13 protein-coding genes, 1 tRNA gene and 1 pseudogene are annotated in these 13,652 nt (G+C 59.5%); 10 read left to right on the forward strand and 5 right to left on the reverse strand.

The window, feature by feature from the left end; genetic code table 11:
- Window positions 1-73: 73 nt before the first annotated feature.
- Window positions 74-1,294: a PLP-dependent aminotransferase family protein gene (locus ATY79_RS17625; RefSeq protein ID WP_088692039.1), complete on the forward strand. Its 1,221-nt coding sequence runs from the start codon at window positions 74-76 to the stop codon at window positions 1,292-1,294.
- 25 nt (window positions 1,295-1,319) lie between these two features.
- Here ATY79_RS17625 and ATY79_RS17630 read toward each other — a convergent pair whose 3' ends face one another.
- A complete protein-coding gene (locus ATY79_RS17630; RefSeq protein ID WP_088692040.1) occupies window positions 1,320-2,378 on the reverse strand; it encodes an aldo/keto reductase in 1,059 nt (352 codons plus the stop codon).
- A 162-nt stretch (window positions 2,379-2,540) separates the two neighbouring features.
- Here ATY79_RS17630 and ATY79_RS17635 point away from each other — a divergent pair, with 162 nt between their 5' ends.
- The 9 genes from ATY79_RS17635 (at window position 2,541) to ATY79_RS17675 (ending at window position 10,560) form a co-directional block, all read left to right on the forward strand.
- Complete coding sequence (locus ATY79_RS17635; RefSeq protein ID WP_088692041.1) at window positions 2,541-3,518, forward strand: ABC transporter substrate-binding protein; 978 nt, start codon at window positions 2,541-2,543, stop codon at window positions 3,516-3,518.
- A gap of 9 nt (window positions 3,519-3,527) precedes the next feature.
- Window positions 3,528-5,222 carry an iron ABC transporter permease gene (locus tag ATY79_RS17640; protein WP_088704528.1) on the forward strand — a complete coding sequence of 565 codons (1,695 nt, stop codon included), beginning with the start codon at window positions 3,528-3,530 and terminating at the stop codon, window positions 5,220-5,222.
- Complete coding sequence (locus tag ATY79_RS17645; protein ID WP_088692043.1) at window positions 5,210-6,238, forward strand: ABC transporter ATP-binding protein; 1,029 nt, start codon at window positions 5,210-5,212, stop codon at window positions 6,236-6,238. Before ATY79_RS17640 ends, ATY79_RS17645 begins: the two co-directional genes overlap by 13 nt.
- Before the next feature lie 68 nt (window positions 6,239-6,306).
- Window positions 6,307-7,416 carry an endonuclease/exonuclease/phosphatase family protein gene (locus ATY79_RS17650; protein ID WP_088692044.1) on the forward strand — a complete coding sequence of 370 codons (1,110 nt, stop codon included), beginning with the start codon at window positions 6,307-6,309 and terminating at the stop codon, window positions 7,414-7,416.
- Window positions 7,413-8,159: an NUDIX domain-containing protein gene (locus ATY79_RS17655; RefSeq protein ID WP_088692045.1), complete on the forward strand. Its 747-nt coding sequence runs from the start codon at window positions 7,413-7,415 to the stop codon at window positions 8,157-8,159. The genes ATY79_RS17650 and ATY79_RS17655 overlap by 4 nt, the downstream gene beginning before the upstream one ends.
- A 65-nt stretch (window positions 8,160-8,224) precedes the next feature.
- Entirely contained in the window at window positions 8,225-9,136 is a 912-nt protein-coding gene (locus tag ATY79_RS17660; RefSeq protein WP_088692046.1) for a PhzF family phenazine biosynthesis protein, read from the forward strand.
- Between the two features lie 124 nt (window positions 9,137-9,260).
- A tRNA-Lys gene (locus ATY79_RS17665) sits at window positions 9,261-9,336 on the forward strand.
- Between the two features lie 490 nt (window positions 9,337-9,826).
- The gene (locus ATY79_RS17670; protein ID WP_088692047.1) at window positions 9,827-10,060 is read left to right on the forward strand and encodes a hypothetical protein; all 234 of its coding nucleotides are present in this window, start codon (window positions 9,827-9,829) and stop codon (window positions 10,058-10,060) included.
- A 233-nt stretch (window positions 10,061-10,293) separates the two neighbouring features.
- The gene (locus tag ATY79_RS17675; RefSeq protein WP_088692048.1) at window positions 10,294-10,560 is read left to right on the forward strand and encodes a hypothetical protein; all 267 of its coding nucleotides are present in this window, start codon (window positions 10,294-10,296) and stop codon (window positions 10,558-10,560) included.
- A 100-nt stretch (window positions 10,561-10,660) separates the two neighbouring features.
- Here the strand turns inward: ATY79_RS17675 and ATY79_RS17680 are convergent, their stop codons facing one another.
- The 4 genes and pseudogenes from ATY79_RS17680 to ATY79_RS30575 all read right to left on the reverse strand — a co-directional run.
- The gene (locus tag ATY79_RS17680) at window positions 10,661-11,662 is read right to left on the reverse strand and encodes a Gfo/Idh/MocA family oxidoreductase (protein ID WP_088704525.1); all 1,002 of its coding nucleotides are present in this window, start codon (window positions 11,660-11,662) and stop codon (window positions 10,661-10,663) included.
- A 39-nt stretch (window positions 11,663-11,701) separates the two neighbouring features.
- Complete coding sequence (locus ATY79_RS17685) at window positions 11,702-12,925, reverse strand: FAD-dependent oxidoreductase (RefSeq protein ID WP_088704526.1); 1,224 nt, start codon at window positions 12,923-12,925, stop codon at window positions 11,702-11,704.
- A 6-nt stretch (window positions 12,926-12,931) separates the two neighbouring features.
- Complete coding sequence (locus ATY79_RS17690) at window positions 12,932-13,246, reverse strand: MocE family 2Fe-2S type ferredoxin (RefSeq protein ID WP_088692051.1); 315 nt, start codon at window positions 13,244-13,246, stop codon at window positions 12,932-12,934.
- A 277-nt stretch (window positions 13,247-13,523) separates the two neighbouring features.
- Window positions 13,524-13,652: pseudogene (locus ATY79_RS30575) on the reverse strand (S-(hydroxymethyl)glutathione dehydrogenase); the annotation flags it as partial.

Here is a 13,652-nt window from a genome sequence, read left to right on the forward strand (position 1 = left end):
GGTCAGCAATGTTGACTTATCTTTTGTTGCGTGGTTCTGTCGCGTAAACACGAAAAATTACGAGGAAATGCCCATGTTGAATTGGGAAAGCATATACGCGACGCGTTCTTCACGTATGCGCGCATCGGAGATTCGCGAACTCCTGAAGCTTCTTGACCGCCCTGACATCATTTCCTTTGCAGGTGGAATTCCGGATCCGGCACTTTTCCCCGATCAGGAATTCAAGGCGGCTTACGCCGATATCTTCAACAGTTCAGCCGTGAACTCGGCGCTGCAGTATTCGGTCAGCGAAGGCTACAAGCCGCTTCGTGAATGGCTGGTCAAGCAAATGGCCGCGCTCAACATTCCGTGCGAGCTTGAGAACGTCTTCGTCGTGTCCGGTTCGCAGCAGGGCTTGGACTATCTCGGCAAGCTTTTCCTGTCGCCCAATGATACGGCACTTGTCACCTGCCCGACGTATCTCGGCGCCCTCCAGGCCTTCAACGCCTACGAGCCGAGCTACGACCAGCTGACGCCGAACGGCAACCGCACGCCGGACTCCTATAAGGCGCAGGCGTCGGCTGTAGGCGGCAAGGTGAAATTCGCCTATCTCTCGGCCGATTTTGCCAACCCAACTGGCGAGACAGTCGATCAGGCGGGTCGAGAGAACGTCCTCGCCCTGGCAGAAGATCTCGATATCGCGGTCATTGAAGACGCAGCCTATCAGTCACTGCGTTACGACGGGACGCCGATCGCGCCGATCCTTGCGACCGAAATTGCCAAGAAGGGTCACATCAACGATACCCGCACGATCTATTGCGGCAGCTTCTCGAAGACGCTGGCTCCAGGTCTTCGCGTCGGCTTCATCGTTGCCAATGCTCCCGTCATCCGTAAGCTGGTGCTGATGAAGCAGGCGGCCGACCTGCACTCCTCGACGATCAATCAGATGGCGATTGCGCACGTCGCGGAACGCGGTTTTGATGCTCAGGTCGCGAAGATCAAGTCTGTCTACAGTCATCGCCGGAATGTCATGCTGGCTGCGCTTGAGAAGTACATGCCTGCCGGTACGAGCTGGACCAAGCCGGAAGGCGGCATGTTCATCTGGGTGACGCTGCCTGATGGCATGGATGGTGCCACGCTGCTCGCCAAGTCGCTTGAAACGGCCAAGGTCGCTTTCGTCCCCGGCAAAGCATTCTTCGCCGATGGCTCCGGCGAGAACACGTTCCGCGTCAGCTTCTCCTGCGCCAATGATCAGATGATCGAGGAGGGGATCAGCCGCCTTGGTGCGCTGATCGCCGGTGAAATCGGCGGCTGATTGGCCGCCGACTTTTCAGAACCAACTAACGATTCAAGTGCGGGCCGAACAATTCCAGATCGGCCTCACTCAGCCGGTCTTTTGCGGTGTTGAGCTGGTGCCAATACGGATAAAGCACAGGTGGCAGGCTGACCGCATCGAGGCGCTTGCGCTCGTCTTCGGTCAGCTTCAGCTCGGCGGCTGCCAGATTGTCCTTGAACTGGGCTTCGGTGCGGCCACCGATGATGACTGACGTGACAGCCTTGCGGCCTATCAACCAGGCAAGCGCCACCTGGGCTGCCGACACAGCACGGTCGTCGGCGATCGCCACCAGCGTTTCCACGATATTCCAGAGACGGTTTTCGTCGCGGATCGGGGGCTCGGTCCAACCTGCGAACTGACGCGAGCCTTCCGGTGCTGCCTGGTTGCGGCGATGCTTGCCGGAAAGCAGGCCGGCCGCGAGCGGGCTCCAGACGAGCACGCCGAGCCCCTGGTCGATGCTGATCGGGAGTAGCTCGTACTCGGCATCGCGCGCTTCGAGCGTGTAGTGGATCTGCTGGCTGACGAAGCGTTCGCGCTTTTCCCTCTCGCTGACGCCAAGGGCCTTCATGATATGCCAGCCTGAGAAATTCGAGCAGCCGACATAACGGACCTTGCCCTGACGGACGAGCGTGTCTAGCGCCTCCATGGTTTCTTCGAGGGGCGTTTGGCCATCCCATTCGTGAAGCTGGTAAAGATCAATGACGTCAGTCTTCATGCGTCGCAGGCTGGCTTCGCAAGCATTGATGAGATGGTAGCGGGAGGAACCAACGTCGTTCGGTCCTTCTCCCATCGGGAAGCGGGCCTTGGTCGCGATCAGCACGCCATTCTTTCGCGGCCCGCCAATGATCTCGCCCAGGATTTCCTCGCAGACGCCCTGTGAGTAGACGTCAGCCGTATCGATGAGGTTGACGCCGGCGTCGAGGCAGATGTCGACGAGCCTGCGCGCTTCGGTGACCCCGAGATCGCCCACCATCTTCGCCCAGCCTTGGCCGCCGAACGTCATCGTGCCCATCGTCACAGTCGAAACCTTGAGGCCGGAGCGACCGAGAAGCCGGTATTCCATTTGCGTCCTCCAAAAATGCATGAGTCAAAACGTGTGGTAGAAGATAGGGGCGGGGTAGGCGGGTCAAGAGCACGATTGCACGTTAGCGTCGCGAAGCCGACTGTCACAATCATGTTATCCGCGATGGCTAAGGAACAGCTCTCCCACCATCGAGGATCCGCCATGAAGACGATCGTTTCCGCCGCCGCGCTGCTCGCAGCGAGCTTGCTTGCAATTCCGGCATCCGCCGCCAATCTCGTTCTCTACACGAGCCAGCCGAACGAAGATGCGCAGGCGACCGTCGATGGCTTCATGGCCGCCAATCCCGGCATCAAGGTGGACTGGGTACGTGATGGCACGCCGAAGATCATGGCAAAGCTGCAGGCGGAAATCGAAGCCGGCAATCCCGTTGCCGACGTCCTGCTGATTGCCGACACGGTGACGCTCGAGCGCCTGAAGGAAGCCGGCAAATTGCTTGCATACAAGTCGCCGGAAGCGGCGAGCTACGACGCTTCGCTTTATGATACTGACGGCTACTATTATTCCACGAAGCTGATCACCACCGGCATTGTTTACAACACATCGGCTGCGTTCAAGCCGACCAGTTGGAAGGATCTGACGAAGGCTGAAGCCAAGGGTCTCATGACCATGCCAAGCCCGCTGACGTCGGGCGCCGCCCTCATTCACGCGCAGACGCTGGCCGGCGTCGACGGCCTCGGCTGGGACTTCTACAAGGATCTCGCCGCCAACGGCGCGACGGCTGCCGGCGGCAACGGTGCGGTCCTTAAGTCGGTCGCTTCGGGCGAAAAGGCATTCGGCATGATCGTCGACTACATGCCGATCCGCGAAAAGGCCAAGGGCGCGCCGGTCGAGTTCGTATTCCCGACGGAAGGCGTCTCCGCAGTAACGGAGCCGGTCGGCATTCTCGCCAGCTCCAGGAATGTCGAAGCTGCAAAGAAATTCGTTGATTACGTCCTCTCTGAAAAGGGACAGGAAGGTTTCCTCAAGCTCGGCTATATCCCGGCTCGCAACGGGATGAAGCTGCCGGAGGGTTTCCCGGCACGCGACAGCATCAAAGTGCTGCCGATCAATGCCGTCCAGGCACTGAAGAACACCGATCAGGACCTCAAGACCTTCTCCGGCATTTACAGCTCGAACTGATCGTTGCTGATGCACGGATATGTTCGTTCCGGAAGCAGCCAGCCCGGCTGGCTGTTTCCTTTTGTTGTTATCATTGTCCTGATCCTGAGCGTGCTGCCGCTGGCACGGCTTGCGATGACAGGCATCGCCGCACTCTCAAATGATGGTATTGGCGCCGTGCTGAGCGATCCTGCGCTCTGGTCGGCCACCTACTACACACTTGTCACGGCCGTCTTCGGCACACTGATTTCGCTTGCGATCGGCTGCACCTTCGCGTTCCTGCTGACGCTGACGGATATCCGTGGCAAGGGCGTGCTGAGTTTCCTGTTCGTGCTGCCGATGATGATACCGCCGCAGGTGACAGCGCTGGCATGGGTGCAAATGTCCGGGCCTTCAAGCCCGCTGCTTAAGGCATTGCACATTGCGCCTCCGCTCGGATCCCCGCAGCCTCTCTACTCGGTTGGCGGCATTTCGCTGCTCTATGGAGTGCAGCATGCGCCACTCGTCTATCTCGCGCTTCGCGCCGGCTTGATGGCGTTACCCCGCGATGGCGTCGAGGCTGCCCGTCTTGCCGGCGCCGGCAGCTTTCGGGTTTTCCGCGATATCATTCTGCCGCTCTCGCTGCCGGGCATCATTGCCGGCGCCGCAATCTCTTTCGTTTCCTGCACGGGCAACTTCGGCATTCCTGCCATTCTCGGCATACCAGCCTCGATCTACACGCTTCCAACGCTGATCTTCATCAAGTTTTCTTCCTTCACAAGCCGGACTTTCGGCGACGTGGCGGTGCTTTCGGCGATCATCGCTATCATTTCCGTTGCCGGACTTGCCATTCAGGACCGTGCCTTGCGTGGTCGCGACTACCGCGTGCTTGGGCTTTTGGGCCCGACCACGGCCTTCGAGTTGGGAGGTTGGAAGTTTGTCGGGCAGCCGCTGCTCTGGCTCTGCCTTTTCTTCATGTTGGCAGCACCGTTCTTTGCGCTCCTCGCTGGTGCGCTCGTCCCCGCTTATGGTGTGCCGCTCACCTTCAAGACGATGTCGGCAAATGCCTTCCATGAAATCCTCTTTCGGCAAGCTGTTACGCGTACGGCCTTTGTCAATTCTCTTTCTCTTGCTGCCGGGACGGCGCTGTGTCTCCTTGTGGTGACTGTGCTTGCGGCCTACGCGCTGACGCGACGTAAAGACCTTTTCAGCCGCATTGTTTCAAGCCTGATCGAGATTCCCTATTCACTGCCCGGCATCGTCATGGCCGTGTCCTTCATTCTCGTGTTTGCCGCGCCGATTCCTATCCTGCACGTGACCCTTTACGGGACGATCTGGATCATCTTGATCGCCTATCTTTCCAGTTTCTTCGCCGTGAGCCTGAAGCCGATCGTCAGTGCGTTTCACCAGCTCGACCCTGCGCTTGAGGAGGCGGCAAGGCTCTCTGGGGCAGGCTTCTTCCGGCGGCTCTTCGATATTGCCGTGCCGTTGATTGCTCCGGCTGCGGGAGCGTCGGTCATTCTGGTTTTCCTCATTGCCTGCAATGAGCTCACGATTTCCGCACTCCTCTGGTCTGCGGGAACACAGACGCTTGGCGTGGCGATCTACAATCTCGACGACAGCGGCAGTTCCGATTTGGCATCGGCCCTGTCTGTGCTCGTGGTCCTTATGGTCGTGCTCATGATGCTGCTTCTGGAACTGATGGCAAAGCGCTTGCCGAGAGGGGTCGTCCCATGGCGGAACTGATCCTCAACCACCTAGCGAAGGATTTCGGGACCGGTCGTGCGGCGGTGGCCGATTTTTCCCTGAGGGTGCGGCACGGCGGCTTTCTGGCACTGCTCGGACCGTCGGGTTGTGGCAAGACGACGGTACTGCGCATGATCGCCGGTTTCGAGGCGCCGACGGACGGTTCCATCCATCTCGGGGAGCGGCTGCTCGCCGACGCTTCCCGCTCGCTGCCGCCGGAACGGCGCAACATGGCGATGGTGTTCCAATCCTATGCGCTTTGGCCGCATATGAGTGTCGCGGACAACGTCGGCTATCCCCTGAAGGTGCGCGGTATCTCCGGCGAAACTTACAGACAGAAAGTAGGCGAGGCGCTGGCGACGGTAAGACTTGCCGATTACGCCGAGCGCCGCCCCGCCGATCTCTCGGGTGGCCAGCGACAGCGCGTGGCGCTGGCACGCTGCCTTATCTCGGCACCTGACGTCGTGCTGCTCGACGAGCCGCTCGCCAATCTCGACCGTCACCTGAAGCAGGAGATGGAGGAAACGTTTCGCGAGTTTCACCAGCGCTCGGGCGCGACGATGATCTACGTCACGCACGATCAGAGCGAAGCAATGGCGTTGGCAACCGATGTCGCTGTCATGTCCGAAGGCCGCCTTCTGCAAGCTGCACCGCCGGCGGAAATCTATGCCCATCCGGAGGGGCGACTGGTTGGCGGGTTGATTGGCCGCGGTGCAATTCTCTCGCTTCCATCTCCGGCTGGTGACATCAGGCAATTCGACTGGAGCGCACTCGAACCGTTGTTCGCCAGAGAGCCCGACCATCTTCCGAAGGCAGACATACTGGTTCGTCAGGAGGATGTCCTGATCGTAGGGGAGGGCATTCCTGCCCGCGTCGACGGCATCCTCTATGAAGGCGAGCGCTATGCAGTGAGGCTGCTGCTTGCCGACGGGCAGGCGCTTCGGGCTTTCAGCCGGAAGCGCCTTGAGGTCGGTGAAGCCGTGCGGGTCGTGGTGCACGCCGCTTGGCGTCTCTGATCGCGAAACGTCTTTCCGAAGCGGGACTTAGCCACTACTAATGGCATAACGCCAATCGGAAATGCTCGATGTCGCTCCGCCTTGCTACTTTCAACGTTGAAAATCTGATGACGCGTTTCGATTTTACCGGTTTCCGCAACCAGCTGCGCCAAGACCGGGTGATCAAGCTTTTCGAAGTGCGCAGCGAAGGCGTCTATCAGCAGCTCGAGCAGGCGCGGGTGATCGCTTCCACAGATGATACCCGACAGATGACGGCGCTGGCGATTGCCGACGCCGATGCCGACATTCTTTGCCTGCAGGAAGTCGATAACATGGAAGCGCTGCAGGCTTTCGAATACGGTTATCTCTTCAGGATGGTCGGTAACGGCTACCGGCAAAAGTATCTCGTCGAGGGCAACGACAGCCGCGGGATCGATGTTGCGGTCCTGATGCGTGAAGAGACACGCGATGGGCAGAAGATCGAGCTCAAGCAGATCAAGAGCCATGCGATGCTCACCTATCGCGATCTGGGGCTCTTCAACGACCAACTGGCGCTGACCAACCGCATCGACGACAAGATCTTCAAGCGGGACTGCCTGGAACTCGAGCTCGAGATCGGTGGCGTCCCACTGTTGCTCTACTTGGTCCATTTCAAATCGATGGACGGGCCGCGCACGAATGGCGTCGACAGTAGGCTTGGCACGATGCCCGTGCGGCGGGCCGAGGCGTTGGCGGTACGCCGCATCATCGAAGACCGCTTCGGCGGTCACACCGATGACAAGCGGTTCGTTATATGTGGCGACATGAACGACTATCAGGAGCGCGTCGACGTCATCGGGCGCCGCCGCACGGGATACCGCTTCGAGCATCAGGACGAGAGCATCAGCGCACTCGACGTTTTCAGCCATGATGGCTTTGCGGAGAACGTCGTCCGCCGCCGTGATCCGCTCGATCGCTGGACGCTCTACCACGCCCGCGGCCCCGAAGAGCAATGGCTGTGCCAGCTTGATTACATCTGGCTCTCGGCTGCCCTCGCCAGAGCGAATGGCGGTCGCCTGCCCGAGCTCATTCGACATGGACAGCCTTACCGTACGGTCTTCCCACCCGGCCAGGAGGTCGAGCGTTATCCCCGCACTGGCTGGGATCGACCGAAGGCTTCCGACCATTGCCCCGTTGTCATGACATTGGATTTGATATGAACCTTCATTTTTCCGAGGATTTCGCCGGCTGGCCGCCGGAACAAACCGTATTTCCGATTGCCGGGCTGGATCTTCGGGTCCTGGCCGGGGACCACCCCTTCTATGTCGCGGAGCGCGAAGCAATCCGGGAAAATTGGGAGAAGGAGACAACTGCAAACTCGGCGCTGTTCGATGGCCGGATGGTTTTTCAAAAACGCCTGGCGCTGACCGATGCTGGTATAGCGAGCGAGGGGCACGTCATACCGTTTTCGACGTTCATGTGGTGGCGTCGTCAAGCGGATAGGCGCGGGGGCATCCATCTGTTCGCCTATCCCGTCCTTGAAACCTCCGATGGTGCGCTCGTGGCTATCCGCATGGGGAGCCACACGGCCAATCCGGGTCAGGTGTATTTTGCCGCCGGCTCGCTGGAACCTCAGGACATCTCCGGTGGTCGCTGCGACGTCGAAGAGAACATGCGTCGCGAGGTGAGGGAGGAAACGGGCCTCGACCTCAACGAGGCCGAAGCCGGTGACCGCTACTATGCAAGCCATGTCAGGCGCACGGTGACAGTGCTGCGGCTCTTCCGCTTCGATCTGACTGCCGAGGAGATGATTGAGAAGATCGAAGCACACATGCTGGTTGCTGATGACAAGGAGATTGCCGGCGCGGTTGCGATCCGTTCGGCCGATCCGAAAGCGCATCCCTACAATATTGCAATGCTCCCCGTGATCGACTGGTACTTTGGAGAAAAGCACGGCTCTTAAACGCCTTGCGCTCGGTCGCCCGGTCGGGCAGTTTGGCGAAACGAGGACCGAGACAGGAGGCCGATGTGGCGCGAAGCTACAGCGTCTATGACGTGTTCACCGACCGCAGACTCGCCGGAAATCCGCTCGCCGTCATCTTCGATGGCGACGAGCTCAGCGGCGACGCCATGCAGGCGATCGCCAAGGAAATGAACCTCTCTGAAACGGTCTTCGTCCAACCAGCAAACAATCCAGCCTATACGGCTCGGATTCGTATTTTCACGCCTGGTCGTGAGTTGCCTTTTGCGGGACACCCGACGGTCGGCACCGCGATTGCTCTTGCCGAGCATGCGCACGGCAAGTCGACCATCGATCTCGTTTCAGTGCTGGAGGAAAATGTCGGGCCGGTGCGCTGCGCGGTTCGGCTTCGGGAGGGGGAGGCGAGTTTTGCCGAATTCGATCTGCCGCGGAAGTCGCAGCAGATCACCATGCCGCTCGACAAGCTCGGGATCGCCAATGCGTTGTCGCTGAAGACGACGGAAATTGGCTTTGAGAACCACGTACCGTCGCTTTGGAGTGCGGGAGTGCCGTTCCTCATGATTCCCGTTCACGATGTTGGCGCGGCGCAGCGAATGGATTTCGACCCGCAACTTTGGGAAGCGACCGTTCCTTTCGTCGATGGCGCACTTGCCTCGGCCTATATCTACTGTCGGGGTGGTGTAAATCATGCCGCGAAGTTCCATGCGCGGATGTTTGCAAGCGGCATGGGGATCGTTGAGGACCCGGCAACCGGGGCGGCAGTGGCCGCACTATCCGGCACCATTCACCATTTCGACCGCCTGACGGACGGACACCACGGGGTGATGATCGAGCAGGGCGTGGAAATGGGGCGGCCGTCCTTGATCCATCTGCATATGGATGTCGAAGGCGGAGCGATCTCGAATGCCCGGATTGGTGGGCAGGCGGTGCGTATCGCCAGCGGAACGCTGGACCTTTGATTTCATTGCATTTCAGCCATGCGCAAAAATCTTCGTCTTTAACCAAAGAATTTTCGGGCAGGTGCTAGACAAGCCGAACGATCCTGTTTATACGCCCCCTCACACCGCGCAACACGGCGGTTACGGGTGATTAGCTCAGTTGGTAGAGCAGCTGACTCTTAATCAGCGGGTCGTAGGTTCGAGCCCTACATCACCCACCATTTTTCTTATATATCAAAGATTTAAGAGGAAGCTCTCAAGTCGCGGCTTCCTCCCAAATCACCAACGTGACGCCGCTGCCGTTGCTCTCGGTCCCATAGCGCCGGAGCTCTCCGCTGTTGGGTTTCATGAGAGTTGGAACAACTGGCGGATTCGGGCCGCAACGGCATCGCTTCAACGCCGCGTGTGACTTTCTCAGTCGTTTGGAGGCGCTCAGCCTCCATCTTTCTCGACAGGATGAGGCCAATCGCGACATTCAATTCGTTCTCCAACCGGTCGATCAAATGTATCCGCAAACTGTCAATCGCTCGACGGTGTCGCCGGCATTGGGGAGGCTAGCAGAAAGACGTCGCAAGACAATGGGAACCAACAGTCCGGCGTCGCGTTCTCAGTAGAGTTCCAAGGCGACCCGTTGGCCTTTCCAAACGTCCCTGTCATTTGCCCCGCTTCCTGCGGGGCTCCTTTCTGCCTCCGGAGGAGGGAGGAACTACTATGTCTCACAAGCGCTACAGTCGCCGCGACGAGCCGTTGCATTCGACAGACCTGTCGGTCTGCCACCGCGTGCTTGATCACATCCGCAACGAGCAGGAAATCGACGCCTCTTCGGATGAATCCGAGCGGATCGCCTCGATCATCATTGAGTTTTACCGCCAGGGTGTCCGCGACGAGAAGCAATTGCGTGCATTAATCGATACCGCGCGTGGGTTTACGCCACGGCCGGCATAGGCAACGAAAGATCCTCGGGAACCGAATCGGAACGAGGACGTTTTCAGTTCAGGCCGTGCCGCCCTAGGCACGTCGTTTTGAGATGTCACGATTTTCAAGAGCCCCGCCGACACCGCGGGGCTCTCTTGCGTTTCAGATGTCTGATGGTGATAGGACTTAGGTCCTACAAGACCAAAAAATGCTGAACTACCGCCACGTCAACGCGTTAAGTCTCCATAGAAAGGAGACTGACCATGAAACGGTTGATTATCGCAGTGGCCGGCCTCGCAGCAGTACTGGTGAGTGCTCCTGCCGGCGCGCAAGGTGTTTATTTCGAATTCGGCTCCGGCGGCCCAAGGTACTATGACGATCCGCCACCACCTCGCTATTACCGATACGGTCCAAGATACCGTGACTACGATCGGCCGCGTTACGCTTACCGCGACGTATGCTGGCGGGTGCCTTACCAGCACCGGAGTCATAACCACTACATCACCAGGTACAGAACGGTTTGCGAATAGGGAACAGCCTCGCGTAAAGCGAGGCACTTCTCGTTTGATAGCTTGCCGCCCCTCCGATCGGGAGCCAGCTGCAAGCTAGACTCTCCCCCAGCTGTTCGTTTCATCGATACAAGGACGGCTTTTCTGGGAGCTCGACGGCCGCACGGTTTCCCGTCTTCCAGGCATGCAGGCAGGCCTTTGTCACCAGCATTGCCATGTAGCCGTCCCATGCACTTGAGCCTGAGGGCGTCCGTGTGAGTATGCCCGCCGTCCAGGCTTCCAACTGCGCGCGATAGGCCTGCCGGAACCGTGGCCGCCAATCGGCAGGCGTTCGAAAGCCATCGTGGCCTTTGGCGCGGAGCGTCGTCGCCGGACTGGGGTCCAAAGCGACGGTTCCGTCCTCGCAGACGAGTTCGGCCCGGACGTCGTAGCCATACTGCGCGTCAGTGAAGACCTCGATGTCGACTACGACACCGGACGCAGTTTGCAGCAAGATGAACTGCGGTTGTCTGTTCGGGGCGTTTCGCGTTGCCGGTGGGCTGGCGACGATCGCTGAGGTGATCTCTTCACCGAGAAGATACCGAGCGATGTCGAATTCGTGGCCGGCAGAATTGGCAATCACCAGTTCCGATGTGAGGTAGTCCGGGCCGACGGCGTTTCGGTGAACACAATGGAGGAAAAGCGGTCGCCCAAGTTCACCGGAGGCGAGCGCTTGTTTCATCTCGACGTAACCGGCATCAAAGCGCCGCATGAAACCGACCTGCACGAGACGCTTTCCGGCTGCGACTTCCGCTCGAATGATCGCCTCGGCATCCTCCAGGCTTGCCGCCAGCGGCTTCTCGACGAGGACGGGCTTTCCCGCGGCAATCGCCCTCAGCGCCAGCGCTGCATGAGTGCCATCAGGCGAGCAGACCATCACGGCATCGATGTCGGGATCGCTGATCAACGCATCTGCATTCGCGATTGCGCGCACGCCCAGGGATGCGGCAATGTTTTCGGCGCGACCGCGATCGAAATCCTGCACGGCGACCAGCCTAGCGTTTGCGACGCCGTCCGCGAGAATGGCGGCGTGATCGGCACCCATGACGCCGGTTCCGATGATGCCGATCCCGGCCTCTTTCATTGCCCCTCCCATTCGAAAAATCGCTGCCTATCGGCAAGTCTATGACCGTGACAGGAGAGATTTCAAGCTCACTGCGGCCGACGATAACGCGTCCGGCGCGGGCCTTGCGCGCTGCGCTATCAACATCTCGGCCACTTTGATGTCCCGCGCAATCCGGTTGCCGCGTCCCCAGCCACTCGCCGCAAGGATCCGATGATCATCGGCGAGGTGAAATAAAATCACCGCCTCCTCGTCGATTTGCCGAGTGATCGTGCTCGTTGCCTCATTGGCCAAGCCGGCGATCTGCAGCGAGAAATCGTATTGGTCCGACCAGAACCAGGGAATGATCTCATAAGGCTTTTCCGCGCCCAGCATATTGGCGGATGCATGTGCCCCCTGATCCTGCGCGTTGCGCCACGCCTCCAGACGGATCCTCTTGTCTCCGTAGGGGAAGGAGCAGCAATCTCCAGCGGCGTAGATCGCCGGATCGCTCGTCTGCAGCGCGGCGTTGACGGCGATACCATTCTCGACCGAAAGGCCCGCCTGTTGCGCGAGTTCGCAGCGAGGTTCGGCGCCGATACCGACGACCAGGGTCGTTGCGTCCAGCACTTCACCCTCGTTAAGGGATAGAGTGATGCCAGCGGCGTGCGCCGCGATTCGCCCGGCGCTTGTACCGCAAAGGATGCGCACGCCATGGCTCTCGTGGAGCGCATGAACGCGCGAAGCGATCGCTTCCGGTACTGCCCGCATCAGGATGCGGGGCTGAGCTTCGATGACCGTGACCTCGAGACCTCTTTGCCTTGCCGCTGCAGCGAGCTCCAAACCAATGAAGCCCGCGCCGATGATCGCCAGATGTCCACCGGGGACAAGACGCTGCGACAGCCGCTGTGCATCGTCGTGCGTGCGCAGATAGAAGACATGCTCCATGCCTTCCAGAGAGGGGAGCCTGCGTGGTGACGAACCTGTCGCGAGCAGCAGTTTATCATAGGCAACGCGGCGTCCGCTCGCCAGTTCTACCGAACGGCTCTCGCGCTCCAATATGACGGCGGTGTCACCCGTCATCATCTCGATCGACCGCTCCGCGAGCACGGCGCTGCTGACGATGAAGGGAGGCTCGATGCCTTCCGACGACATCAGGTGCTCTTTCGATAGGGGCGGACGCTCATAGGGAAGGTGCCGTTCCTCGCCAATCAAGGTGATGCGACCGGCAAATCCGTGATCGCGTAGCGCGAGCGCTGCTCTGGCGCCACACTGACCGCCGCCGACAATGACAAACTCCTGCATGGCGCGTCACTCCAGGCCGAGGTAGACGCTGCCGTCTTCCACCTTTGTTCGGTAGATTCTGAGATTGACACAGACAGGGGCCCCGCGCGCCTCGCCGGTGCGGTAGTCAAACCTGCCATTGTGTTTTGGACACTCGATGATGTTGTCCATCACCAATCCGTCGGCGAGATGCACCTTTTCGTGGGAGCACATTCCATCGGTCGCATAGAAGCTGTCATCAGGACTCCGGTAGATGGCGAAGGTCTTGCCTTCGTGATCAAAACGGATCACGTCCTCATTGTCGATGTCATCGATCCCACAGGCCTTAATCCACGCGCTCATCAGGTCCTCCCAAGCTTGCATTGCTTGATTGAGGCTAGGCCAAAACGCGCTTTCGCGCGGTAGAAAAAATGATCAAAAAACCTCAAGTGTCGATAGCGTGCCTCGGAGAGCTGGATGCGGAACGGGATCTGCTCCTGATGAAAAGACTTCATCCGCGATGGCGGGAGTGGCCGGGCCGGCGAGAGAGTTGTGGCATAGCCAGGGCGCGCCATTGCTGCAGGCGCGCTCTGGTGCTGCGAGGGAAGCTCAGTCTTTGTGGACCGAGACTACGACACGCCTAATACAGTACCACGCTTCTGATGCTTTCGCCGGAATGCATGAGTTCGAAGCCCTTGTTGATGTCTTCGAGGGCCAGGGTGTGGGTGATCATCGGATCGATCTCGATCTTGCCCTGCATGTACCAGTC

This window comes from Rhizobium sp. R693 (assembly GCF_002211315.1).
Lineage (GTDB): Bacteria > Pseudomonadota > Alphaproteobacteria > Rhizobiales > Rhizobiaceae > Rhizobium.